The 23,724-nt window shown below is 65.3% G+C and carries 24 protein-coding genes; 7 read left to right on the forward strand and 17 right to left on the reverse strand.

All coding sequences use genetic code 11. From position 1 onward, the window contains the following. The first annotated feature begins 304 nt into the window (after positions 1–304). Positions 305–1,117, forward strand: a complete 813-nt coding sequence (locus BH683_RS16930; protein WP_084837440.1) for an acyl-ACP thioesterase domain-containing protein — start codon at positions 305–307, stop codon at positions 1,115–1,117. 663 nt (positions 1,118–1,780) lie between these two features. On the opposite strand, the gene BH683_RS16935 is transcribed toward BH683_RS16930, so the two are convergent. The 6 genes from BH683_RS16935 to BH683_RS16960 are packed head-to-tail and all read right to left on the reverse strand — an operon-like array spanning position 1,781 to position 5,237. Continuing rightward, the gene (locus tag BH683_RS16935) at positions 1,781–2,335 is read right to left on the reverse strand and encodes a DUF3558 domain-containing protein (protein ID WP_084837441.1); all 555 of its coding nucleotides are present in this window, start codon (positions 2,333–2,335) and stop codon (positions 1,781–1,783) included. After that, the gene (locus BH683_RS16940; protein ID WP_246833431.1) at positions 2,332–2,895 is read right to left on the reverse strand and encodes a DUF3558 domain-containing protein; all 564 of its coding nucleotides are present in this window, start codon (positions 2,893–2,895) and stop codon (positions 2,332–2,334) included. Before BH683_RS16940 ends, BH683_RS16935 begins: the two co-directional genes overlap by 4 nt. Positions 2,896–2,954: 59 nt before the next feature. Continuing rightward, the gene (locus BH683_RS16945) at positions 2,955–3,323 is read right to left on the reverse strand and encodes an RNA-binding S4 domain-containing protein (RefSeq protein WP_084837442.1); all 369 of its coding nucleotides are present in this window, start codon (positions 3,321–3,323) and stop codon (positions 2,955–2,957) included. 13 nt (positions 3,324–3,336) lie between these two features. Next, positions 3,337–3,534 carry a hypothetical protein gene (locus BH683_RS16950; RefSeq protein ID WP_084837443.1) on the reverse strand — a complete coding sequence of 66 codons (198 nt, stop codon included), beginning with the start codon at positions 3,532–3,534 and terminating at the stop codon, positions 3,337–3,339. A gap of 54 nt (positions 3,535–3,588) precedes the next feature. Next, positions 3,589–4,353: a DUF4873 domain-containing protein gene (locus BH683_RS16955; protein WP_084837444.1), complete on the reverse strand. Its 765-nt coding sequence runs from the start codon at positions 4,351–4,353 to the stop codon at positions 3,589–3,591. Further along, positions 4,350–5,237 (reverse strand): diiron oxygenase, encoded by an 888-nt coding sequence (locus BH683_RS16960; RefSeq protein WP_084837445.1) that lies wholly within the window; start codon positions 5,235–5,237, stop codon positions 4,350–4,352. Before BH683_RS16960 ends, BH683_RS16955 begins: the two co-directional genes overlap by 4 nt. Positions 5,238–5,365: 128 nt before the next feature. Between BH683_RS16960 and BH683_RS16965 the strand changes: the two genes are divergently transcribed. Continuing rightward, positions 5,366–5,881, forward strand: coding sequence for a MarR family transcriptional regulator (locus tag BH683_RS16965; protein WP_084837446.1), 516 nt, complete (start codon positions 5,366–5,368; stop codon positions 5,879–5,881). Between the two features lie 99 nt (positions 5,882–5,980). Here the strand turns inward: BH683_RS16965 and BH683_RS16970 are convergent, their stop codons facing one another. The 8 genes from BH683_RS16970 to BH683_RS17005 all read right to left on the reverse strand — a co-directional run bounded on the left by BH683_RS16970 (position 5,981) and on the right by BH683_RS17005 (position 14,581). Beyond that, positions 5,981–7,159: an acyl-CoA dehydrogenase family protein gene (locus BH683_RS16970; protein ID WP_084837447.1), complete on the reverse strand. Its 1,179-nt coding sequence runs from the start codon at positions 7,157–7,159 to the stop codon at positions 5,981–5,983. A gap of 84 nt (positions 7,160–7,243) precedes the next feature. After that, positions 7,244–8,230, reverse strand: a complete 987-nt coding sequence (locus BH683_RS16975) for a ribose-phosphate diphosphokinase (RefSeq protein ID WP_281492323.1) — start codon at positions 8,228–8,230, stop codon at positions 7,244–7,246. A 148-nt stretch (positions 8,231–8,378) separates the two neighbouring features. Next, positions 8,379–9,812: an aldehyde dehydrogenase family protein gene (locus BH683_RS16980; protein ID WP_084837448.1), complete on the reverse strand. Its 1,434-nt coding sequence runs from the start codon at positions 9,810–9,812 to the stop codon at positions 8,379–8,381. Positions 9,813–10,110: 298 nt separating this feature from the next. Beyond that, positions 10,111–10,980 (reverse strand): 3-hydroxyisobutyrate dehydrogenase, encoded by an 870-nt coding sequence (gene mmsB, locus BH683_RS16985; protein ID WP_084837449.1) that lies wholly within the window; start codon positions 10,978–10,980, stop codon positions 10,111–10,113. Beyond that, on the reverse strand, positions 10,977–12,128 hold the full coding sequence (locus BH683_RS16990; RefSeq protein ID WP_246833432.1) for an acyl-CoA dehydrogenase family protein: 1,152 nt from the start codon (positions 12,126–12,128) through the stop codon (positions 10,977–10,979). Before BH683_RS16990 ends, mmsB begins: the two co-directional genes overlap by 4 nt. A 21-nt stretch (positions 12,129–12,149) precedes the next feature. Then, positions 12,150–13,670, reverse strand: coding sequence for a CoA-acylating methylmalonate-semialdehyde dehydrogenase (locus tag BH683_RS16995; RefSeq protein ID WP_084837451.1), 1,521 nt, complete (start codon positions 13,668–13,670; stop codon positions 12,150–12,152). Between the two features lie 197 nt (positions 13,671–13,867). After that, entirely contained in the window at positions 13,868–14,029 is a 162-nt protein-coding gene (locus tag BH683_RS28710; protein WP_094647548.1) for a DUF5302 domain-containing protein, read from the reverse strand. Positions 14,030–14,164: 135 nt separating this feature from the next. Next, positions 14,165–14,581 carry a hypothetical protein gene (locus BH683_RS17005; RefSeq protein WP_084837453.1) on the reverse strand — a complete coding sequence of 139 codons (417 nt, stop codon included), beginning with the start codon at positions 14,579–14,581 and terminating at the stop codon, positions 14,165–14,167. 151 nt (positions 14,582–14,732) lie between these two features. On the opposite strand from BH683_RS17005, the gene BH683_RS17010 reads away from it, so the two are divergent. From BH683_RS17010 to BH683_RS17020, 3 genes are all read left to right on the forward strand, one after another. Continuing rightward, positions 14,733–15,191: a flavodoxin domain-containing protein gene (locus BH683_RS17010; protein WP_084837454.1), complete on the forward strand. Its 459-nt coding sequence runs from the start codon at positions 14,733–14,735 to the stop codon at positions 15,189–15,191. A gap of 47 nt (positions 15,192–15,238) precedes the next feature. Continuing rightward, complete coding sequence (locus BH683_RS17015) at positions 15,239–16,609, forward strand: FAD-linked oxidase C-terminal domain-containing protein (RefSeq protein ID WP_084837455.1); 1,371 nt, start codon at positions 15,239–15,241, stop codon at positions 16,607–16,609. A 167-nt stretch (positions 16,610–16,776) separates the two neighbouring features. Continuing rightward, entirely contained in the window at positions 16,777–17,451 is a 675-nt protein-coding gene (locus BH683_RS17020) for a hypothetical protein (RefSeq protein ID WP_084837456.1), read from the forward strand. A gap of 44 nt (positions 17,452–17,495) precedes the next feature. Here BH683_RS17020 and BH683_RS17025 read toward each other — a convergent pair whose 3' ends face one another. The 3 genes from BH683_RS17025 to BH683_RS17035 are packed head-to-tail and all read right to left on the reverse strand — an operon-like array spanning position 17,496 to position 20,709. After that, positions 17,496–18,914, reverse strand: a complete 1,419-nt coding sequence (locus BH683_RS17025; RefSeq protein ID WP_084837457.1) for an NAD(P)/FAD-dependent oxidoreductase — start codon at positions 18,912–18,914, stop codon at positions 17,496–17,498. A 48-nt stretch (positions 18,915–18,962) separates the two neighbouring features. Further along, positions 18,963–19,814, reverse strand: coding sequence for a DMT family transporter (locus BH683_RS17030; RefSeq protein WP_084837458.1), 852 nt, complete (start codon positions 19,812–19,814; stop codon positions 18,963–18,965). Between the two features lie 7 nt (positions 19,815–19,821). Beyond that, positions 19,822–20,709, reverse strand: a complete 888-nt coding sequence (locus BH683_RS17035) for a DMT family transporter (protein ID WP_084837459.1) — start codon at positions 20,707–20,709, stop codon at positions 19,822–19,824. A 177-nt stretch (positions 20,710–20,886) separates the two neighbouring features. Here BH683_RS17035 and BH683_RS17040 point away from each other — a divergent pair, with 177 nt between their 5' ends. After that, positions 20,887–23,271, forward strand: coding sequence for a phosphoketolase family protein (locus BH683_RS17040; RefSeq protein WP_084837460.1), 2,385 nt, complete (start codon positions 20,887–20,889; stop codon positions 23,269–23,271). Positions 23,272–23,398: 127 nt separating this feature from the next. Continuing rightward, entirely contained in the window at positions 23,399–23,713 is a 315-nt protein-coding gene (locus tag BH683_RS17045) for a hypothetical protein (RefSeq protein WP_240498310.1), read from the forward strand. The last annotated feature ends 11 nt before the right edge of the window (positions 23,714–23,724 follow it).

Raw genomic sequence — 23,724 nt, forward strand, 5'->3', positions numbered from 1 at the left:
TCTACCTCGAATATCCTCGTCGTTCCGGAATTGGAACGTGTTCCAATTTTTACTCGATTTTTCCCCGGCGGCCAAGGGCTGAGCCGTTCGGGGTTGTCACTTGTCCAGATTGGTGTCCAGATTAGGCCACCATGTGGAAGACGCCGCCAGACCCTCGATCAACCCCAACCGCAGAGACACTCTTCGACGTCAGTCCCACAACGGTAGTGGCAGACCTCACTCTGCGCGAAGCCACCTATGCTGCCACCGGGTGTTGCAGGAGCGTCCGACCCCGATCCGGGACTTCGAATGAGAGGATCTGCTGATGTCTGACAAGCCGACCACCGACGCTCTGACCCCGATCGATCTGCCCGAACGCCTCGAGCAGGCCCGTTTCTACGAGGCCAACTATCGGGTGCGCACCGGCGACATCGATCAGGAGATGCGGCTGCGTCTGGACGGACTGAGCCGATACCTGCAGGACATCGCGAACGACAACATTGAGGCGACCGAGTTTCACACCAGCGATCCGTACTGGATCGTGCGTCGCACCGTGATCGATGTGATCAGGCCGATTTCGTGGCCCGGCGACGTGACGTTGCAACGCTGGTGCGGTGCACTCTCGACGCGGTGGACGAACATGCGCGTCCGCGTCACCTCGACCCACCAGACGAACCGTTTCAATCCGGAGCCCCGCGAGGACGGCCTGATCGAGACCGAGGCGTTCTGGATCAACGTCAACGACAAGGGCCTGCCGACCCGGCTGAGCGACAACGCGTTCGACCTTCTCAGCGAGAGCGCGACAGAGCACCGGCTCAAATGGAAGTCGATGAACACCGCCCCCGCTCCGGAGACAACGGAGTCCGATCGAAACCACGTCCTGCGTGCGACCGACTTCGATCCGTTCAAACACCTCAACAACGCCGCCTACTGGGCAGCGGTCGAGGATGAGCTGCTCGACCATCCCGATCTCGTGGAGGGGCCGCACCGCGCCGTCATCGAATATCTGCGTGCCATCGCGCCCGAGTCGACGGTGACCATCAAACGGGAACGGGTCAGCGATCAGCTGCGGATGTGGCTGATCGTCGAAGACAAGGTCGCTGCGACGGTCACGATCACGAAGCGTCCCCCCGCCTGAGCTACCCGCCGACCGAGCCCTTCCGTACGCCCACCGTGCCCTTCCGTACGCCGAGCGTGCCCTTCCGTACGCCGAGCGTGCCCTTTCGTGGGCCGAGCGTGCCTTCCAAGGCTGACCCCAGCGAACTCGCCCCGCCCGGCAGGCGGCCCGCGTCGTCTGGACAGACGAGGAGCGAGCGAAGCGATGCGAGGAGGAAGGAAGACGACGCGATGGCGGCCGCCTGCCCCGCGTAGCGAAGCGGAGCGAAAAAACACAGCCGGCGACCCGAACTCGATACTCCTCACAGCAACGGCCCGGTGGACTCCTGATAGAGCCCGGTCGACGCACGAAAGGGCACGCTCAGCGACTGAAAGAGCCCGCTCGATGCACGAAAGGGCCCGGTCGGCGCACGGAAAGGCCCGGTCGTCGACCGGAAAGGCCCGGTCGGCGCACGGAGAGGCACGCTCGGCGCACGGAAGGGCACGCTCGACGGTGAGCACGGCGAACTCGCCCCGCCCGGCAGGCGGCCCGCGTCGTCTGGACAGACGAGGAGCGAGCGAAGCGATGCGAGGAGGAAGGAAGACGACGCGATGGCGGCCGCCTGCCCCCGCGTAGCGAAGCGGAGCGAAAAAACACAGCCGGCGACCCGAACTCGACACTCCTCACAGCAACCGCGAGCAGAAACTACTGCCCGCCGCCGAGCAACAGTTCCATCAGCCTTGTCGGGGCCGCACAGGGATCGCCGATCGGCGTCGCCGTCCGCGGCTCTACCCACCAGGTGTAGACGCCACGATCGGGTGATCGCGCGGTCACGCCACACGCGGCCGGGCGGGCAGGATTGCGCTGGGTGAACGCCGTGACGCTCGCGACCTTGATGTTCTCCGTGGTGTAGCCGAGTTCTTTGGCGGTGCTCTTCTCGACCTCGATGTCGCCCCACTCGAACCAGTTGAACGTCACGTCGGTGATGACCGGGCCGTTGACCACCCATCGGCAGATCGCCCCGTAGAAGCCCGGCTCGGCGAGTGTCCCGCCGACGGTCTTCGCGATCACGGATGGCTGCAGCATCTCGCACTCGTACATCAGGCCGTCGTAGCGGTCGGTGTCGACATTGCCGTCCGATGATCCGTCGCCGCCACCGATCGAGGTGGCGTCGCCATCAACCGCCCGGGTGCACCCAGCCAACAGGGTGAGGACGGCCAGCATCGCCAGCACCGCGCCCACAGCTCTACGGCGCATCATTTCGCGTTCGCAATCGACTGCGTGGCAAGGGTCTTGGCGGTGGCACAGATCTCGGCGACGGACGGTGTCGGCACGCCTTCGACGGCGAGGCCGTACGACACCGACCATTCGAAGAAGTCGGCACCGAAGGCGATGCCGATCTCGCAGATGCCCTCGCTCGACCCGATGAAGCCCGAATGTCCGTCGATGGTGACGTCTTCGACACTGTCGCGGGAGAGCTGGATGGTGGCCCGCTCACGCCCGATGGGGCTGCCGCGGTACCAGTTGAACGACAACTGCGGTCCCAGCTGTTCCTGCGCGGTGACCCACTCACACACCGATGGATTGTTGACCGTGTTGGTCAGCCCCGGGATCTTGCTCACCCGGGCGACGTCCTCGACGGAGACTCCCCCGCATTCCCCGAAAAACGGGCCGCCGCCTGCCTTGCCAGGAGCTGACTCGGTGGTCGCGGCCGGCGCCGCATCATCGGCGTCGTCGCCGGAGCATCCCGCAAGAGCCAGGACGGCGGCCACCAGCACGGCCAGCGCTCCGAGCCATTTCTTACCCGCCGAGGTGTTCACACGTTGCAGTGTAGAGAAGGCCGACTGGCCCTTTCGGGTGCTTCCGGAAGTGCCAGCTCTCACCGCCCGCGCAGCCGATCGGTGTCCCGCCGCTCGCGTTTGGTGGGTCTGCCGGCTCCGCGGTCACGCAGCGGTAGGGCGGCCAGCACTTCCTTCGGTGGTGGCGGCGGGCTGCGGTCGATCAGACATTCGGCGGCCACTGCCGGCCCCACTCGCTTGGCCACGACGCGGGCGACTTCGACGATGCGGTCACGGCCGCCCACCCGGAGGCGGATCTCGTCGCCGATGGCCACGTGCTGAGCGGGTTTGGCGGGTGTCCCGTTCACCTTCACGTGACCGCCGCGGCATGCGGACGCGGCGGCGGAACGGGTCTTCAGGAGCCGGACAGACCAGATCCAGCTGTCGACTCGTGCGGAGGGTTCAGCCATGTACGCGCGAGGTCTAGCGGCGCAACAGGGTCCAGGCGGCACCGCCACCGACGACCAGGCCGACGAGCAGCGCGAGCCAGAAGTTGGTGACGAGCCACAGGACGCCGAATACGACGACGGCAGGCGCCAGCGCGAACGCAACCATTCCGGGGTGCGCTGCGACCGTCTGCTTCATTGCATCGGTGCGGGCTCTGTTCAGTTCTTTGGCCATGATTCCTCCTGGACCGGTGTGACCACATCGGCCACGCATTGTCAGTCTACGGAGCTAGCGGTGCGCCAGGATGTCTATGTCGTCCAACGGGTAAGGCGGCCGACCTACGCCGGTGATGCGGACCGTTCCCCAGGGTGTGATGTCCGTCAGCCGAGCGGGCACCGGGTCTTCGTCACCGACGACCACTTCGACCGCGGCCACGCGCCTGTCCTTGAGGTCGCGTACCTGGTCGCCGAATGCGATTCCTGCCCAGTGGAAGTGTCCGTCGAGCGGGTCGAAGTAGCCCTGGACCCGCATGCGCGCGGTGATCGCCTCGTCGTCGTGCTCGATCACGACCAGGCCGTCGTAGACATCGTCGTCTCGTATCGCCGCGCTGGTGTAGTCGAAGTCGTCCGCATCGAATCGTTTGAGTTTGCGCGCCAGTTTGCGAGTGCCGCCGGTGGCGCGGACGTACCCGAGCCAGGACAGTTCGATCGGGCGACGCACCTGCACGCGACTCGCCCCGGCCAGCGCGAGTTCCTCGATGGCTGCGCCCAGGTACCCCGCGACCGCACGGGGCCACGACGTGGGCGCGCCGGCGTAGAACAGGTTGGGGTGCTGGTGGGTCGCCACCCCCAGATAGTTCTCGGCGGGCGGGGGATCCGACGTCACCAGTACCTGGACGCCCGCCTCGTCGCCCCAGCGGTCCAGCGTGGTGTCGAAGTGTCCAACGGAGGCGACATCGGTGACCTCGACATCCAGCGCCGACTCGCGTAACCGGACCCGTAGGGCGTCGATCACCGGGCCACCTCCCACCACACCCACGCGTAGAGAACTCATTCCAGGAATCCCGCCCGCCGCCACTGGCCGCGCGCGAACCTGCTCATGAGGCCGTTGTCCTCGAGAAACTTGCCCAGACTCGCGAACCCCAGCACCTGCATGCGATGGAAGTTCGGATTGCTGCGGGCAGCCTTGGTGGCCTCGTGCTTGTCCAGTCCCGCCCGGGCGTACATGGCCGGGTTGGTGAACAGATACTTGAAGCGAAGTGCGCTCAGACCGTGGACATTTGCTGCGATCATCGATTCCCACCGCCCCCGGGTCGGACGCCTGCGAACAACGCCGTCCCTGGCGAATCCGATGTGTCTGGCCTCCTCCGTGACATGGATCCGCATCAGTCGCGATACCAGTGGCTGGAGTTCGGGATCGTCGAGCATCTCGCGCTGCAGTGCGTCGAAGATCTCCTCCCCGACCAGCGCCGCCACCCACAGCAACGTACCGCGGAGGCCGAAGGGTAAGAGCAGCATGATGATTCGCTCGGGCAGCGACATGCCATATGGCCGCGCGCCACTGCGTTCGATGGCCCGGCCGAACATCACCATGTGTCGGCATTCGTCACCCATCTCGGTGAGCGCGTAGTGACTGCTCGCCGACGCCGGGTCCTCGTTCATGAGTCGTTGCAGCAGGGCCCGGTTGAGGAGATTCTCGAACCAGATACCGATGGAGAGGATGTTCGCCATCTCCTGCCGGGAGACCTCGATGCGCTGCTCCTCGGTCAGCCCGTTCCACAGATCGGTGCCGTACAGGCTGCACACGCGCGGTGGCAGAAAGTACTTTCCCTCTTCGAGAGGCGCGTCCCAATCGAGGTCTACGACGGGCGAATACGATCGCTTGACCGATCCGCCCAGCAACCGGGTTGCGATGGCCTCACGTGCTGGTGCCGACATATGTGCCCTCCTGAAAGCTTGGTACTCCTGACGCTAGGCTCCGGTATCTAATGTGTCAACGATCACTGTTCCATCGGATGGTGACGCACCGCTCGTGCCATGGACCGCACTGTCGCGCCCGACTACTGATGTTGAATAGGGGAATGCCCAGCGAGTTCAGACCCGACCCGATCGCCGAAGCCCGGAAGAACTGGGAAGACGCCGGCTGGGGTGACGTGGCCGGAGGCATGCAGGCCGTGACGTCGGTGATGCGAGTGCACCAGATATTGCTCGCGCGGGTCGAGGCAGTCCTCAAGCCGTGGGAGCTGAGCTTTTCCCGCTTCGAGCTGTTGCGACTGCTCGCCTTCAGCCGACGCGGCGCGCTCCCCATCACCAAGGCCAGCGATCGTCTACAGGTCCACGTCACGTCGGTGACGCATGCGATCCGCAGACTGGAGGAAGCCGGCCTGGTCCGCAGGGTCCCGCACCCCACCGACGGGCGGACGACGCTGGTGGAGATCACCGACACCGGCCGCACCACGGTGGACGAGGCGACCATCGCGCTCAACAACGAGGTCTTCGGGGACGTCGGCATGACCGAGTCCCAGTCGAATGCGTTGGTGAAGTCGATCAATGCCGTCCGCAAGCACTCCGGCGACATCTGATCGAGTAGACAACCACCACTTTCAGCCCCCTGGTGAGCCGCCGAGGACGATTTACCCCCGGCAGTCCCCACCGGGGCCGAATGTGGTGCGCGCAGAGCGCTAGATCATCGAACGCATCATGCCTTCGGGTTCGCCGCCGAGTTGGGTGAGCGCAGAGGCATGGAAGATCGAACCCGGGACGTGGATGGCGTGCGCCAGGCCGGCGTGTGCATCGCGAAAGAACCTCTGCATCGGGAACTTTCGATGCAGCGCTCCCCCGCCCGACCTCGCGAAGATCTCGTCCACAGCCCGCACCGCACGCCAGGCGGCGGCGGTCTGGGTACGTCGGCCGATCGCGCGTTCGTCGAACGAGATCTCTTTGCCTGCTTCGGTTTTGTCGTAGAACCGGTCGACTGTCTCGAGCAACGCCGCCCGCGACGCCGCGATCTCGGCGGCAGATTCACCGATGGCGTAGAGAACGTACGGGTCTTCCTTTATCTTCTGCCCGGTGATCGCGACCCGATCCTTTTGCGCGGCAATGTGACAGGCGAGCGCGCCCTCGGCGATACCGATCACCGCAGAGGTGATGCCGAGGGGGAACATGCAACTGAACGGCATGAGATAGGTCGACTCGGTGCGCCCTGCATTGCGCGGCGCACTGCCGTCCATGACGTCCGCCGAGTTCAGCGTGCGGTAGCCGGGAATGAACGCGCCGTCGACGATCACGTCCTTGGATCCGGTGCCGCGAAGTCCGACGACGTCCCAGGAGTCGTCGACGATGGTGTAATCGGCACGGGGCAAGAACACGTGCAAGATGGTCGGCGGCATGATCGGCTTACCGCGCTCGTCCCCCAGGATCGCGCCGAGCACGATCCACTGGCAGTGGTCGGTGCCGGAGGAGAACTGCCAGCGTCCCTTGAGGGTGTAGCCGCCGTCCACCGGGGTGGCCACGCCCATCGGCGCGTACGGGGAGGCGAGCCAGGTGTCCGGGTCGTCGCCCCAGATCTCGTCCTGCAGCTTCGGATCGGCGAAGGCCAGTTCCCACGGGTGCACCCCGACGATGCCCGAGACCCAGCCGGCGGCTCCGTCCATGGCCGCAACACCCATCACGGTCTCGGCGAACTCGCGGGGATGGGCGGACAAGCCGCCGTGCTCTACCGGCTGCAGCAGCCTGATCACGCCCGCTTCTCTCAACCGCTGCGCTGAGGTGTCCGGTAGCCGCATCAGTTCGTCGCCTTCGACGCCGGCTGCCCGGATCTCGTCGGCGTGCTCTTCGATGCGGTCGAGTACCTCGCCCATGGCGGCTCCTTAGAACGGGAAAACTAGAACACGTTCTACCTTACTGGATGACCGTCCATGTCGAGAATGGTTTGCTCGGTCCTTTTAGGCGTGCCCGTCGAACAGCGAGGTCACCGACCCGTTCTCGAAGACTTCCCGGATGGTGCGGGCCAACAGAGGAGCGATGGACAGCTCGGTGAGGGTGTCGAAACGCTTGCTGTCGTCGATCGGCAGCGTGTTGGTGACGACCACCTCTTTCGCGCCGCAATTCGCCAGCCGCTCGGTCGCGGGCTCGGACAGGATGCCGTGGGTCGCGGCGATCACCACGTCTCCGGCACCCGCTTCTTTCAACACTCGCACCGCGCCCGCGATGGTGCCGCCGGTGTCGATCATGTCGTCGATCAGGATGCAGGTCTGCCCGTCGACGTCGCCGACGACGCGGTTGGCCTTCACCTGGTTGGGCACCAGCGGATCTCGGGTCTTGTGGATGAACGCCAGCGGCCTGCCGCCGAACGAGTCGGCCCACTTCTCCGCCGAACGGACCCGACCGGAGTCCGGGGACACCACCGTGATGGTCTTCAGATCGTATTTTCCGGCGATGTATTCGGTCAGGGTGCGATCGGCGTGCATGTGATCGACGGGGCCGTCGAAGAAGCCCTGGATCTGATCGGTGTGCAGGTCGACCGTGATGAGCCGATCCGCGCCCGCGGTCTTGAGCAGATCGGCGATCAGCCGGGCCGAGATCGGCTCGCGACCCCGGTGCTTCTTGTCCTGGCGGGCGTAGGGATAGAACGGCAGCACCGCCGTGATGCGTTTCGCCGAGCCGCGTTTGAGGGCGTCGATCATGATGAGCTGTTCCATCAGCCAGGTGTTGAGCGGCTGGGGGTGACTCTGCAGCACGAAGGCGTCCGAACCGCGCACCGACTCTTCGAAGCGGACGAAGATCTCACCGTTCGCGAAATCCCGGGCCGTCTGAGGAGTCACCTCGATGTCCAGCTCCGCCGCCACCTGCCGAGCGAGCTCAGGATGTCCCCGTCCCGAGAACAGCATCAGTTTCTTGTCGTTGCCGGCCCGCGTACTCGTGGTTGCCACCGTGTTAGCCGTCCCTGCTGCCTTGGATGTTCGAGCTCGGAAGTGAACCTTGCGCCGCAAATCATCCTCTTGATGTGCAGACGACGCGAGGCCGGGTGGTCCGCAACGGACCACCCGACCTCGCTTCCGGAAGAATCAGGCCTTCAGCTCAGGCGTTGTCGCCGAAGATCGCCTTGGCCTCCAAGAATTCGTCCAGCCCGAACTTTCCGAACTCGCGTCCGTTGCCGGACTGCTTGTATCCGCCGAACGGGGAGTCGAACGCGATCGGGGCACCGTTGATGTGCACGTTGCCGGTCCGCAACCGGCGGGCCACCTTGCGGGCCTTTTCGGGGTCGGCCGACGACACGTATCCGGACAGTCCGTAGTTCGTGTCGTTCGCGATCCGGACGGCGTCGTCTTCGTCCTCATAGGCGATGAGGACCATGACCGGCCCGAAGATCTCCTCGCGGGCGATGGTCATGTCGTTGGTGACGTCGGCGAACACGGTCGGCTTGACGAAGTACCCCACGTCCACACCGTCCGGACGCCCGACACCGCCGGCGGCGACGGCCGCGCCCTCGTCGATCCCGGTCTGGATCAGGCGCTGGATCTTGTTGAACTGGGCCTCGGAGACGACCGGCCCCACGTGGGTTCCCGAATCCTCCGGCGAGCCGACGACGATCTGCTCCGCGGTTTTCTCGGCGATCTCGGCAGCTTCGTTCATCCGCGCTGCCGGCACCAGGATGCGCGAACCGGCGTTGCAGGACTGACCCGAGTTGACCACCATCGCAGCGACGTCGCGAGCCACTGCATCCGAGAACCCGTCGTCGTCGAGAATGATGTTGGCCGATTTGCCGCCGAGCTCCTGGGCAACCCGCTTGACGGTCGGGGCCGCGTTCTTGGCGACCTCGATACCTGCGCGCGTCGAACCGGTGAAGGAGACCATGTCGACCTCGGGATGCGTCGACAGCGCTGCGCCGACGGTCGGGCCGTCGCCGTTGACGAGGTTGAACACGCCCTTGGGTACACCGGCCTCGTCCATGATCTCGGCGAAAACGAGCGCGTTCAGCGGCGCGATCTCCGACGGCTTGAGGACCATCGTGCAGCCCGATGCGAGCGCCGGAGCCACCTTGGCGGCGATCTGATTGAGCGGCCAGTTCCACGGGGTGATGAACGCGCAGACCCCGACGGGCTCGTAAACAACGGTGGTCGACCCGATGGTCTCTTCGAACTCGAAGTTCTTGAGGGCCTCGAGGGTGTTGAGGAAATGTCCGAGTCCGGCGGGGGCCTGCGCTGCAGATGCCAGGCCGACGGGTGCGCCCATTTCGGCGCTGACCGCTTCGGCCAGGTCGCCGAGGCGGGTCTGATACACCTCGATCACCCGTTCCAGCAGAGCAATCCGCTCGTCCCGGGTGGTCGCGGCGAAGCTGTCGAAGGCTTTGCGTGCCGCGGTGACCGCGCGGTCGACATCCTTCTCGTCGCCGAGTGCGATAGTCGCGATGCTCGCCTCGGTGGCCGGGTTGATGACGTCGAGGGTGGCGGAAGAAACAGGATCCACCCACTCGCCGTCGATGTAGAACTTCTGGGTGTTCGGTGATGCCATTTTTCTCTCCTCGGAAAGCGTTGCGCTTACTCTTGATGTCTACCAGCGACAGCTCGTCCCGTCGGCCGGTCGGCACAATTGGTTCCGAGAATTCGTGCGAAGTACGGTTAACAAATCTGCGCCACCACCCCTGGCTACGTCGGCGGAGATCATGGTGGGGTGACATCAACGCCGACTTCATGGTCGCCGCTGTCACTGCGGGCGATACGACGAACGCAGCCGCCACGGCTTGCAAATGTGGCGGCTGCGTTCTCGGGTTCGTACGGCGTCTGGACGGGGATGCCGACGCCGGATCAGCTCAGCGCAGCGTCTCGATGATCGCGCTGAAGTCCTTGGCACCGTGTTCCTGCGCGAAGTCCGCATAGAGCGTTGCGGCGTGCTCGCCGAGCGGCGCGGTGGAACCGGTGGACTCCACCGCCGCCATCGCCAGGCCCAGATCCTTGTTCATCAGGGCCGTCGCGAAGCCCGGCTTGAACTCGTTGTTCGCCGGTGACGTCGGAACCGGTCCCGGAACGGGGCAGTTCGTGTGCACGGACCAGCAGTTGCCGGTGGCTCCGGTGATCACGTCGAACAGCGCCTGCGCCTCCAGACCCAGCTTCTCGGCGAGGACGAAGGCTTCGCCGATCGCGATCTGCTGCACCGCGAGCACCATGTTGTTGCAGACCTTTGCGGCCTGTCCGCTGCCGGTGGCGCCGCAGTGGATCACCTTGCCCGCCATCGGTTCGAGAATCGCCTGCGCGGCCAGGAACGCCTCATCGGTACCGCCGACCATGAACGCCAACGTGCCCGCGTCCGCACCCTTGATACCGCCGGAGACCGGCGCGTCGATCTGCGCGAAGCCGTGATCGGCTGCCTGCTGATTGATCTTGCGGGCGTCGTCGACCGAGATGGTGGAGCTGTCGATCAGCAGCGCACCGGTCTTGGTGCCCGGCAGGATCTCCGCGTAGCAGTCCAGGACGGCCTTACCGCTGGGCAACATCGTGATCACGACGTCGGCGTCGGCGACTGCTTCGATACCGCCGGCGACCACGTTGACGCCGTTCGCCTCGGCGGCCGCGATCGCCGCCGCCGACAGGTCGTACCCGTGCACCGTATGGCCTGCGTTGACGAGATTCTTGGCCATGGGTCCACCCATGTTTCCCAGACCCAGAAACGCGATCGTGCTCATATGTACTGCCCCTTACTCGACTTGTCCGCTTCAGCGCGGCCGATCACGACCCGCATGATCTCGTTGGTGCCCTCCAGTATTCGGTTCACGCGGAGGTCTCGGACGATTTTCTCCAGACCGTATTCCCGCAGATACCCGTACCCCCCGTGCAACTGCAGCGCCTGATCGGCCACGTCGTAGCAGGTGTCGGTGACGTAGCGCTTGGCCATCGCACACAATTCGACCTTGTCGGGGTGGCCGGCATCGAGCGCACTCGCGGCCTTCCACAGGATCAGCCGCGACGTCTCCAACGAGGTGGCCATGTCGGCCAGCGTGAACCTGATGGTCGGTTCGTCGATCAGCTTGCCGCCGAACGCTTCCCGATCGGACACGTAGCTGATGGCCTTGTTGTAGGCCGCCTGCGCACCTCCCAGCGAGCACGCCGCGATGTTGATGCGGCCGCCGTTGAGTCCGTTCATGGCGATACCGAACCCCTTGCCTTCTTCTCCACCGAGGAGGTTGGCAGCGGGGACTCGGGCACCTTCCATGATGACCTGCGCGGTGGGCTGGGCATTCCAGCCCATCTTTGCCTCGTTCGCACCGAACGACAGCCCAGGGGTGTCGGACGGAACGATGAACGTGGAGATGCCGCGCGGACCCTCGGCCCCGGTGCGCGCCATCATCACGTAGACGTCGGAGACGCCGCCACCGGAGATGAACTGCTTCACCCCGTCGAGCACGTAGTCGTCCCCATCGCGAACCGCCTTGGTACGCAACGCCGCGGCATCACTACCCACGGCCGGCTCGGTCAGGCAGTAGCTGGCAACGGCTTCCATCGACGCCATCTTCGACGCCCACGTGTTCCGCTGCTCTTCGGTCCCGTAGGAGTCGACCATCCACGTGCACATGTTGTGGATCGACAGGAACGCGGCGGTCGTGGGATCGGCCTTCGCCAGTTCCTCGAAGATGCGCACTCCGTCGATCCGGCGCAGACCGCTGCCCCCGACGTCTTCGCTGGTGTAGATCCCGGCCATGCCGAGCTCTGCAGCTTCCCGTAACTCCTCGACCGGGAAGTGCTTGCGCTCATCCCAGTCGAGTGAGTACGGCTCGATCCGCTTGCGCGCGAACGCTGCCGCGGTGTCGACGATGACCTTGTCATCGTCTGTCATCTCGAAAGACATTGACGAGTCTCAGTCCATGGTCGGGATGACGAACTCGGCGCCATCCTTGATACCCGAGGGCCACCGCGTCGTGATGGTCTTGACCTTGGTGTAGAACTGGATCGCTGCCGGTCCGTGCTGATTCAGATCGCCGAATCCGGAACGCTTCCAGCCACCGAAGGTGTGGTAGGCCACCGGCACGGGGATGGGCACGTTCACGCCCACCATGCCGCACTGCACGCGGGCGGTGAAGTCGCGGGCGGCGTCGCCGTCCTGGGTGAAGATCGCGACGCCGTTGCCGTATTCGTGCTCGGACGGAAGCGCCAGCGCCTCTTCGTAATCCGCGGCGCGAACGATGCAGACCACCGGCCCGAAGATCTCGTCGGTGTAGATCGTCTGATCCTTCTTGACGTGATCGAAGAGGGTGGGCCCGATGAAGTAGCCCTCTTCCAGGCTCTGACCGTCGTAGGTCAGGTCGTCGGTGGCGCGCTCGCGGCCATCGATGACGAGCTCGGCGCCGGCGTCGACACCCTGCTGGATGTAGTCCTTGACGCGCTCGAGAGCAGCCTTGCTGACGAGGGGGCCGTAGTCGGCCTTGATGTCGAGGCTGTGGCCGACGCGCAGTGCGTTGACCTTGTCGACCAGCTTCTCGCGCAGACGATTTGCTGTCGCCTCACCCACGGGGACGGCCACCGAGATCGCCATGCAGCGCTCGCCGGCGCTGCCGTATCCGGCACCGATCAATGCGTCGGCGACCTGATCGAGATCGGCGTCCGGGAGGATGATCATATGGTTCTTGGCGCCACCGAAGCACTGTGCGCGCTTGCCGTTCGCGGCCGCGTTCGAGTAGATGTACTGCGCGATGTCGGAGCTGCCGACAAAGCCGTACGCCTGCACGTCGTCGTTGTTGAGCAGGGCGTCGACGGCTTCCTTGTCGCCGTGGATGACCTGGAACACGCCTGCGGGAAGTCCGGCCTCGAGGAACAGCTCGGCCAGGCGCACGGGCACCGACGGGTCCCGCTCGGACGGCTTGAGGATGAACGCGTTTCCGGTTGCCAGCGCGGGGCCGGCCTTCCACAGCGGGATCATGGCGGGGAAGTTGAACGGGGTGATGCCTGCGACAACACCGAGCGGCTGGCGAACCGAGTGCACGTCGATGCCGGTGCCGGCGCCTTCGGTGAACTCACCCTTGAGCAGGTGCGGGATGCCAATCGAGAACTCGATGACCTCGACGCCGCGCTGGATGTCACCCTTGGCGTCGGGGACGGTCTTGCCGTGCTCCTTGGACAGCAGCTCGGCGAGTTCGTCCATGTTCTCGCCGACGAGTGCGACGAACTTCATCATCACGCGAGCACGACGCTGCGGGTTCCATGCAGCCCAGATCTTCTGCGCCTCGACTGCGCTGGCAACGGCGGCGTCGACCTCGGCCGTACTGGCCAGGGGAACTGTCGCCTGCACCTTGCCGGTGCTGGGGTCCATCACATCTGCGGTGCGTCCGCTGGTCCCGGCGACATGTGCGCCGTCCACGAAATGGTCGATTTGCCTGGTCATGGGGTCCTCACAAGTCATCTACGAGCGTGTTGTCCCCATCACCATATACTAGGACTTCCTAGTAATAAAGACCCGCAGGTCGGGCCTGGACGACCAATGGCCCTGAAAACCGGCAAATACCAGGCCTTCGAGGGCAGATAGCCCTCGGAGCTCACATATCTGTCGGTTTTCAGGGCCATCTCGGCCACACGGGCCGGCTAGCCCGTCTTGCGGCGGAAGTTCTGCTGCCCACTCTCCGGCCCGTGCTGCCCAGCGGCCTTCGACGTCGCATCCTTGTGATCGGACGTCGGCTGGCCCTTCTGCTTCTTCCGCTCGAGTGCCTCGCGGAACTTACGTTTGGTCTCGTCGTCTGCAGCCATGTCGTACCCCTTCACATGCGGTTGGTGGTGGTGAGCGTATCCAGCGGCGACAACCGGTGTCAGCTGGTTTTTGCCGTCTCCGCAATCCCCGTACTCCGCAATCATTGCCGGGTCGCACCGAGAAGCCACCATCGGTCAGCTCTCCATGGGCCGGTGATTGGTGGTTCGCTCGACCGTCCCGTCGGCATTGAAGTACTGCCACTGCCCCGTCTTCTTGCCGCCGACCCGGTCACCCCGGTCGATCAGGTTGCCCTCCGGACTCCACCGCTCCCAGAGACCGCTCTTCTGGCCCCTGTCGAATGAACCCTTCTGCAACAGGCCGCCGCCCGCTCGGTACCAAACACACGCCCCGTCGAGTTCGCCGTCGTGATAGTTCGACTCGGAGCGGAGCGTCCCGTCGCGAAAATAGTGTCGCCACAAACCCTCCCGACGATCCCGGCGGTAGGTCCCGGTCGCCTCACCACCGTGGGGATCGGACTCACGCCACAAACCGGTCTTACGACCCTGCGCATCCGTGGCATTGGCGGGCTGTTCGGCCTGGTCGTCTGTCATCGGCCAAGGTTACCGAGCGCCCGATCGCGACTGGGATATGTGGGCACTGTTCGCTAAAATCGCGGGTCGGTGCGACTTGCCCGCTGGTCGAATCAGGCAAGCGATTTAGGGTACCCTCAATCGCCCCTGATCTACGTGGAGAGAGAATTAGATGTCTGTGGTGATCCTGTACGGCAGCGAGACCGGAACCGCCGAATTGGTTTCTGATGCGATCTCTGACGTGCTGTCGCAACAACACGACGTGTCGATGTACGACATGACCGACTTTGCCGTCGAGGACCTCTCGTCCGACGATTTCTACGTCGTCGTGTGTTCCACCTACGGCGAGGGCGAGTTGCCCACCGGCGCAGAACCATTCGCCGAAGGGCTGGACGACGAGAAGCCGGAGCTCGACGGCGTGCGGTTCGCCACCTTCGGACTGGGCGACAGCGTGTACGACGACACCTTCAACCGTGGCGGCGAGATCATCGCCGAAAAGCTCGTGGACCTGGGCGCTTCGCAGGTCGGAGAACACGGCAGGCACGATGCGTCGTCGAAGGTCGCCGCGAAGGTCCAGGCAGCGGAGTGGGCAGCCGAGATCTCGAAGGTCATCAGTCCTGCCAGCCTCTGACCTATAGGCCGCGGCGACCCCGGCGTCGGACCACTACCCTCGGAACTATGACGACGATCACTGCGCTCGACGACTTGGTGACAGCACTGCCCGCCGGAGTGGTGATCACCGACCCCGACATCGTCGCGTCGTATCGCCAGGATCGCGCGTTCGACCCGGATGCGGGTACCGCGATGGCGGTGGTCCGCGCCACCAGCACCGCAGACGTCCAGACGACCGTTCGCTGGTGCGCCGCCAACAACATCCCGATCATCCCCCGCGGCGCCGGGACCGGGCTGTCGGGCGGAGCCACCGCGGTCGACGGCGGCATCGTGCTGACCACCGAGAAGATGCGCGACATCACCGTCGATCCGATCACGCGGTCCGCGATCTGCCAGCCGGGTCTGCTCAACGCCGAGGTGAAGGCGGCCGTGAAGGAGTACGGCCTCTGGTATCCGCCCGACCCGTCATCGTTCGAGATCTGCTCGATCGGCGGCAATGCCGCCACCAACGCAGGTGGCCTGTGCTGCGTCAAGTACGGGGTCACCAGCGATTACGTCCTCGGCATGGAGGTGGTGCTGGCCGACGGCCGCGCCGTTCGCCTCGGTGGTGCGCGCCTGAAAGACACCGCTGGGCTCTCCCTGACCAAACTCTTCGTCGGCAGCGAGGGCACGCTCGGCATCATCACCGAGGTCACCTTGCGCCTGCTGCCCCCGCAGGCCGCAGCGTCGACCGTGGTCGGGTCGTTCGCATCCGTCCACGCCGCCTCGAAGGCAGTCCTAGAGATCACCTCCACGATCCGCCCGGCGATGCTCGAGTTCATGGACAAGGTCGCGATCAACGCTGTCGAAGACCAGCTCAAGATGGGCCTCGACCGCAGCGCCGGGGCACTGCTCGTCGCGCAGTCCGACGCACCCGGTGCGGCGGCCGCGGCCGAGGTCGAGATCATCGAGGCGGCCTTCACGCGCTGCGGTGCGACGGAGGTGTTCGCCACCGACGACCCCGACGAGGGTGAGGCGTTCACCGCGGCCCGTCGCTACGCGATCCCGGCGATCGAGAAGATCGGTCCGCTGCTCCTCGAGGACGTCGGCGTGCCGCTGCACAAACTCCCCGACCTCATCGACGGGATCGAGGCGATCGCCGCCAACCGCGACGTGCTGATCTCTGTCATCGCACACGCTGGCGACGGCAACACGCATCCGCTGATCGTCCACGATCCGAACGACGCCGACGAGACCGCGCGTGCCAACCTCGCGTTCGGTGAGGTGATGGATCTCGCCATCGCACTGGGTGGCACCATCACCGGCGAACACGGGGTCGGCAGGCTCAAGAAGGGCTGGTTGCCCGATCAGCTCGGGGCCGACGTCATCGAACTCACCCAGCGCATCAAGAACACCCTCGACCCGCAGGGCATCCTCAACCCGGGCACGATGCTGTAGGGCTCCAGAATGTTCCGGGCCGCGGACAAGGTTCCGCCAGTCGATCGATACCGGCGGAAAACGCTGACATTCAATCGAATTCAACTGCTGGCCCACCCCACGCACGCTGGGTAATTTCCTTGACGACCGACAAGAGTCGGAGCACAACTCGTCCGAGGAGAATCCCCGTGTCCGCCATTCGTTCCGCCCGCACCGTCGCCACCGTCCTGGGAGTGGGTGCCCTCGGGCTGGGTCTGCTCACCGCATGTTCCGACAGCTCCGACGACGCTTCACCGGCGACGTCGGAGAGTCAGGTGTCCACGACCTCCGAGGAGGCGCAGGACCCACCCGCGATGCAGGAGTGCAGCCGAGAGGCCCCGACCGGGCCGCTGGCCGTCCCCACGACATCGACCGAGTACACCTCCGGCGAGGCCGCCTACTCGGTGACCCTTTCCGACGGCACCGAAAGATGCGTTGTGGTCGAGTCTGATTCGAGCGGCGGAGACTTCGACTCGACCGACAAGGAGATCGACATCCGCTTCGGCGACACCTCCGCCGGGTTGCTCATCACGATCGATGGCGAGAAGGAAGGCAACCTCCCGACCGAGGTCCCGCAGAGAGTCGGCGACGCTTTCATGGGTATGCAGGTCGACGGCAACTATTTCGCCGACAGCATGCACAGTGGCTGCGAGGTCACGTTGACCGGGCTCGACGACGAGATGATCGCCGGGGAGTTCACCTGCACCGACGTCACGCTGTTCGAAGACGGACCCTTCAGCCTCGGCAGCGAATCGACCACCACGCCACTGCCCGAGGACACCACCATCACCGACGCCAAGGGCTGGTTCGTGTTGCGTGCCTGAACCTGCGACCCTGAACTCGCGTGCTTGAACTGCCCGCACATGGCTCAGTCCAGCGACTCCAGTAGCTGCAGCCAGACCTCGCTGACCGTCGGATACGAGGGCACCGCGTGCCGCAGGACACTGGTGGGCACCTTGCCGACGATCGCGATGGTGGCAGCGTGCACCAACTCGTCGACCTCGGGGCCGACGAATGTCGCTCCGACGATGGTGTCGGTGGCCTTGTCGATGACGAGTCGCGCCCGGCCCTGGGCGTCATCACGGAGCAACCCGAATCCGGCGACGCCGGACAACTCCACGTCGGCGATCGTGATGTCGAGGCCCTTGTCCCCGGCCTCCTTTTTCGTCAGCCCGACACTGGCGACCTGCGGATCGGTGAAGACCACCTGCGGGACCGGGACGTCATCAGGGACAACGGGTTCGGGTCTGCCCTCGGCGCGAGCTGCGATCAGGTGCCCGACGTTGCGGGCCTGGTACTTGCCCCAGTGGGTCAGTGCGGGACCGCCGGAGGCGTCGCCGACCGCGTACAGCCACGAGGCGCCCTCGTCGACGGTGTCGAGTCCGACACCGTCACGCGCCGGACGACGCCCGGTGGCGACGAGAACTTCGTCAGCAGTGAACTCTTCGCCGCCGGCGACCACCGTCACCTGATCGCCGTGGATCCGGCCGATCCCCGTATCGTCGGCGACCGGACGTCGCACCTCGGTCACATCGACCTTCTGCCGGACATCGATTCCGCTGTCGGTCAGTGCCTTTGCCACCAGTTTCCCGGCGAAGGGTTCGGATTTACCGAGAAGTGCCCCTCTCGAGAGCAGCGTCACGGAGCTACCGAGCGCAGACATCCAGGTCGCGGCCTCGCAGGCGACCACGCCGCCGCCGACGACGATGAGGGATGCCGGGATCTCGCGCACCCCGGTGGCGTCGCGGGACGACCACGGCTGGGTACCGGCGAACACGTCCGGGATCACCGGGGTACTGCCGGTGGCGACGATGACCGCCTGCCTGGCGCGGATCGTTCGGCCGGTGCCACCGTTGTCGACGACGACCGTCTTCTCTCCGGTGATCACACCGTGGCCCCGGATGACGTCGATGCCGAGGCCGCCCGCCCACTTCACCTGGCCGCCGTCCTCGTACTGCTTCACCCAGGCGTCGCGTCGCCGCAGGAGTTCTTCGGGGAGTAGTTTCTTGGCGACCTTGATGCCGTCGAGATTGCGGGCGGCGGCATGGACTTCGATGGGCCGGAGCAGCGCCTTGCTGGGCATGCACGCCCAGTAGGAGCACTCCCCGCCGAGCAGCTCGTGTTCGATGATCGCGGCGGTCCGGTCCGATCCGGCGATCGCGTATTGCGCGGCGACCTCACCTGCCGGTCCCCCACCGATCACGAGTACGTCGTACTCGTCCCCCGATTTCTCCTCATCGAGTCCTGCGATTTCTTCTCTCGACGTCGACGCGCTTGCAGCAGCCATCACTCCACCCTGCCATTGCCGGTGAAGAGGTTCCAGTCTTGCGGGCTATCACTTTTCAGGCGCGGGGGTTTCCGGTTCGAACCTGTGGGGTGTGCGGATCGCGGAATGCCGGGCCAGTTCGATCACCGCAACGACCATGACCGCCAGCACCACACAGACGATTCCGGCCTCCCACACCGTGACGTAGATCCGTTCGGAGAGCAGTGCGATGCCCAGGACCATCGCGACGGCCGGTTCCATCACCGTCATCGCGGGAAACGAGGTCTGCAGATCACCGGACCCGAACCCGCGCTGCTGCGCATAGATCCCCGCGCCGATGACCACCAGCAACAGATAAATTTCCGGTTGCACCACCACGGTCGCCGAGTTCGCGACCCCCTGGTTGATGACGGTCTTGATGAGCAGTGCCGAGATCCCGAACAGCGCGCCCGCGGTGAGCCCGTAGAAAAGGGCCCGGAAGTGGCTGGTGCAACTCTCCGCCGCGACGACCAGCCCGACGAGGCAGATGAGGACCGCGGCAATCGTCACCACGGAGACGAATTGCCCGGGTCGATGGTCGGAAGACCGCGGGGACGCCAAGCAGAGGAACAGTGCGACACAGGCTGTGAGGGCGCCGCCCCAGGCCCATTCGACCCGAGTGGGGCGGCGGTGGTCGAACCAGGCTTCCAGGGGCAGGGCGAACAGCACCGCTAGGACGAGGAGCGGCTGTACGAGCAGGATCGATCCGAGCCCGAGTGCAATCGCCTGAACACCGAACCCGGACACCGCCAGGCCGGCGCCCAGCCACCAGCCGGGCGTGATGGCCCCGCTCGCCGCGGACGCGCGTTGCCGCAGGACGGTTCCGATTGCGATGAGGCAGGCGGCGGCAACCGCGAGCATCGCCGGGACGATGGTGTGCATGGGGTCGCTAGTGTTCCGTCGGCCCCATGGCACTGCCTCCTGGGGCAGGCGCGGGTCTCTTGATGAGCTCGACCTCGAACTCGGTCTCACGCTCGGCGGCATGCCTGGCCAAGACGAACACCGCCCGCAGCATGACCACCAGCGAGACGCCGGCGACGACCCCTTCGATCCAGTTGACGTCCACCCGCTCGCCGAGCAGCACCACGCCGAGCGACATCGCCACAGCGGGCTCCCAGACGGTCATCGCGGGGAACGATGTCTGCAGGTCGTGCGCCGCGAAGGCCAATTGCTGCGTCACCACCGAGGCACTCGCGACGAGGATGATCAGGTAGATCTCGGGGTGGATCAGGATCTCGACGAAACCGTCGCCGAGCTGGGTGACCACGCCTTTGAGGAGGAACGCCTGGACGCCGGTCAGCAACCCGGATGCGGAGCCGAACAGCAACGCGCGATGGTGCAGGGACACCAGCCGGGCCGCGATCACCAGACCCGCGAGCACCGCGATGACAACGACGATGGTGCCGGCGAGCACGCCGGCCGACACGTTGTGCTTGCCGGGGCTGGGCGCGGCGATCACCACGAACGCGGCGATGCAGATCGTCAGGATGATGCCCCACTTCCATTCGTGGAAGTTCAGGCGACGATGGTCGAGATAGGCCTCCATCGGCAAGGCGAACAGCACCGACAGGACGATCAGCGGCTGTACGAGGAGCAACGAGCCGAACCCGAGCGCGACGGCCTGCAGAGCAAATCCGGCGGCCGCGATGACAACACCCAGCCACCACCTTTTGGTGATGCCGCCAGACGCCGTCGACGAGCGTTGACGCACCAGTGTTCCGCAGGCGACGAGCAGCGCAGACAGCGTCGCCAACAGCGCCGGAAGGAACAAGTGCACTTCGACGACATTACTTGGATGTCCTGGGAGAAACCTGGGTGTCGCGGGGCCGTGTGAGCGAATAGGCAGTGGCGGAAGGGAGAAAATCGGGCATCGGGGTACTCGTGCCCTGGCGAGCACCGGCTCCATGCCGGGATAATCGTCAATGCCCTGCTCGCACGACGAAAGTTGTTGCACATGACGTTGGCCGAATACTCCGATTCCGAACTCGAACTCGATCTGCGGTGGTGGTCCGCGGCAAACTATCTGACGGTCGCCCAGATCTATCTGCAGGACAATGTGTTGCTCCGCGAACCACTCACCGTCGACCACATCAAGCCACGATTGCTGGGCCACTGGGGCACGAGCCCTGGTCTGTCGATGATCTACACGTTGCTCAACCGGCACATCCGCGACACCGGGACGAAGTGGCTCTATGTGACCGGTCCGGGTCACGGCGGACCCGCCCTGGTCGCCGCGACGTATCTCGAAGGCACCTACAGCGAGGTCTATCCGCACATCTCCGGTGACTCGGCGGGCCTCAAGGCCCTGTGCCGACAGTTCTCTACGCCCGGCGGAATCCCGAGCCACGTCAGCGTGCAGACCCCCGGTTCGATCCACGAGGGCGGTGAACTCGGTTACGCCCTCATCCACGCGGCGGGTGCCGCGTTCGACAACCCCGAGCTGGTCGTCGCCTGCGTCGTCGGTGACGGTGAGGCGGAGACCGGACCGCTGTCGGGTTCGTGGAAGATCCCGGCGTTCCTCAATCCCGCCCGCGACGGTGCCGTGCTGCCGATCCTGCACCTCAACGGCGCGAAGATCGCGAGCCCGACCGTGCTCGGCCGCACCAGCGACCGCGACATCGACTCCTACCTCTCGGGTCAGGGGTGGGCACCGATCTTCGTCGAGGGCGACGACCCCACCGAGGTCTTCCCCGCTCTGGCTGCGGCGCTCACGGCGGCCCACCAGAAGATCGCCGACATCCAGGGCGCTGCCCGTGCCGGTGAATCGATCGGCGAGAAGTGGCCGGCGATCGTGCTCAGGACGCCCAAGGGCTGGACCGGGCCGCACGAAGTCGACGGCAAGCTGATCGAAGGCACCCACTGGAGCCATCAGGTTCCGCTGTCCGGGGTGCGCGAGAACCCAGAGCACCTGGCGCTACTCGAGGAATGGCTGCAGAAGTATCGGCCCGACAACCTGTTCGACGACAACGGGGCCTTCTCCAAGGAACTCGCCGAGCTCGCCCCGGACGGTGATCTGCGGATGGGTTCGACGCCGTACGCCAACGGTGGACGAAACCTGGTGCCGCTACAGATTCCTCCGTTGGAGTCGTACGCGCTCGACATCGAGACACCCGGCGCACTGTCGTACGAGACGACCAAGGTGCTCGGCGAACTGATGCGAGACATCTACGAGCAGAACTCCGACGACCGGCATGGCGGCAACTTTCGCCTGTTCTCTCCCGACGAGACCGCGTCGAATCGCTTGCAGGCCGTCTTCGAGGTGACAGACCGGTGCTGGCAACTGCCGCGCACCGAGAACGACGACGGCCTCTCCCCCGAGGGCCGGGTCATGGAAGTGCTCAGCGAGCACCTCTGCCAAGGCTGGCTGGAGGGCTATCTCCTCACCGGCCGCCACGGCTTGTTCGCGACGTACGAGGCCTTCGCGATGGTCAGTGTCTCGATGCTGGTGCAGCACGCCAAATGGCTGCAGCACGCGGTCGCCTTGCCGTGGCGCGAACCCGTCGCCTCCCTGAACGTGCTCCTGACCAGCACCTGCTGGCGCAACGACCACAACGGGTTCAGCCATCAGGGTCCGGGCATGATCGACGCGGTCATCCCGCTCTCGCCCGAGGTGGTCAGGGTCTGGCTGCCGCCGGACTCCAACACGCTGCTATCGGTCGCCGACCACTGCTTCCGAAGCCGCGACCACGTGAATGTGCTTGTGGTGGACAAGCAATCGCATCCCCAGTACTTGACCCTCGAACAGGCCAACGAACACTGCGCCGCCGGGGTGTCCATCTGGGAGTGGGCAGGAACGGAGACCCCGGCACCGGTGGGCGCCGAGGAAAAGCCCGACATCGTGCTCGCCGCGGCGGGCGATGTCCCGACGGAGGAGACTCTGGCGGCAGCACATCTGTTGCGGGAGTGGGTGCCGTGGTTGCGCGTCCGCGTCGTCAACGTCGTGGATCTGATGGTGCTGCTGCCGCAGAACGACCACCCACACGGGCTCCCCGAACTGGAGTTCGTCGATCTGTTCACCGCTGACACCGATGTCGTCTTCGCTTTCCACGGTTATCCCCGCGCCGTACACCAGCAGTTACACGGACGCACCAATCCGGAGCGTTTCCATGTTCGCGGGTTCAGTGAACAGGGCACCACCACAACTGCTTTCGACATGGTGGTCCTGAACAAGATGAGCCGCTACCACCTGGTGCTCGAAGCACTGCGACGCAGCAGACGCGTGCCGGAGAAGAGCGGCGACCTGGCCGAGTTCTGTCAGTCGCAGCTGCGCAGGCATCACGACTACGTCCGCGAACACTTCGAGGACATGCCGGAGATCCGAGAGTGGAAGTGGTCCTAGCGGCACCGGGTCTGATCCCGACGACGACCGCCCGACCACCAATGGTCGGGTCCACCGCGAAAGCAGATCCGCCGGCACTCGGCGCGTCAGCTGGTCCTCGTCCACGAGGTCAGGCACTCTGGGTCAGGTGAGTGGTCTTACCGCATCGGCACAGTCGGCGCTGGCTGACGACCTGGAGCGTCTGATGACGCTGCGCCGCGACCAGATCGAATGGGCGTGCGCGGACTCCACCGCACTGATCGAGCTCGTCGGCTTCGGCATGGACGAGGTGGTGGAGCTCCGCGAGCTCGCCGAACACGAATGGGATCGCGGCAACGCCGAGATCGCGCAGCATCTGGAGCAGGAAGCCTCGGCCTGGGGCCATACCGTCCGACTACTGCGCGCTGCCCTGGCCGCGGCGGGTATCGAAGAGCACACGGGACGGCACCGGCGCGCATCGTGACCTGCGGTCAC

It is taken from the genome of Williamsia sp. 1138, from assembly GCF_002095435.2.
Taxonomy (GTDB): Bacteria; Actinomycetota; Actinomycetes; order Mycobacteriales; family Mycobacteriaceae; genus Williamsia.

Coding starts and splice junctions, on each gene's coding strand:
- BH683_RS16930 (WP_084837440.1), top strand. CDS start 305: ATGTCTGACAAGCCGACCACCGACGCTCTGACCCCGATCGATCTGCCC.
- BH683_RS16935 (WP_084837441.1), bottom strand. CDS start 2,335: ATGATGCGCCGTAGAGCTGTGGGCGCGGTGCTGGCGATGCTGGCCGTC.
- BH683_RS16945 (WP_084837442.1), bottom strand. CDS start 3,323: ATGGCTGAACCCTCCGCACGAGTCGACAGCTGGATCTGGTCTGTCCGG.
- BH683_RS16950 (WP_084837443.1), bottom strand. CDS start 3,534: ATGGCCAAAGAACTGAACAGAGCCCGCACCGATGCAATGAAGCAGACG.
- BH683_RS16955 (WP_084837444.1), bottom strand. CDS start 4,353: ATGAGTTCTCTACGCGTGGGTGTGGTGGGAGGTGGCCCGGTGATCGAC.
- BH683_RS16960 (WP_084837445.1), bottom strand. CDS start 5,237: ATGTCGGCACCAGCACGTGAGGCCATCGCAACCCGGTTGCTGGGCGGA.
- BH683_RS16965 (WP_084837446.1), top strand. CDS start 5,366: ATGTTGAATAGGGGAATGCCCAGCGAGTTCAGACCCGACCCGATCGCC.
- BH683_RS16970 (WP_084837447.1), bottom strand. CDS start 7,159: ATGGGCGAGGTACTCGACCGCATCGAAGAGCACGCCGACGAGATCCGG.
- BH683_RS16980 (WP_084837448.1), bottom strand. CDS start 9,812: ATGGCATCACCGAACACCCAGAAGTTCTACATCGACGGCGAGTGGGTG.
- mmsB (WP_084837449.1), bottom strand. CDS start 10,980: ATGAGCACGATCGCGTTTCTGGGTCTGGGAAACATGGGTGGACCCATG.
- BH683_RS16990 (WP_246833432.1), bottom strand. CDS start 12,128: ATGACAGACGATGACAAGGTCATCGTCGACACCGCGGCAGCGTTCGCG.
- BH683_RS16995 (WP_084837451.1), bottom strand. CDS start 13,670: ATGACCAGGCAAATCGACCATTTCGTGGACGGCGCACATGTCGCCGGG.
- BH683_RS28710 (WP_094647548.1), bottom strand. CDS start 14,029: ATGGCTGCAGACGACGAGACCAAACGTAAGTTCCGCGAGGCACTCGAG.
- BH683_RS17005 (WP_084837453.1), bottom strand. CDS start 14,581: ATGACAGACGACCAGGCCGAACAGCCCGCCAATGCCACGGATGCGCAG.
- BH683_RS17010 (WP_084837454.1), top strand. CDS start 14,733: ATGTCTGTGGTGATCCTGTACGGCAGCGAGACCGGAACCGCCGAATTG.
- BH683_RS17015 (WP_084837455.1), top strand. CDS start 15,239: ATGACGACGATCACTGCGCTCGACGACTTGGTGACAGCACTGCCCGCC.
- BH683_RS17025 (WP_084837457.1), bottom strand. CDS start 18,914: ATGGCTGCTGCAAGCGCGTCGACGTCGAGAGAAGAAATCGCAGGACTC.
- BH683_RS17030 (WP_084837458.1), bottom strand. CDS start 19,814: ATGCACACCATCGTCCCGGCGATGCTCGCGGTTGCCGCCGCCTGCCTC.
- BH683_RS17040 (WP_084837460.1), top strand. CDS start 20,887: ATGACGTTGGCCGAATACTCCGATTCCGAACTCGAACTCGATCTGCGG.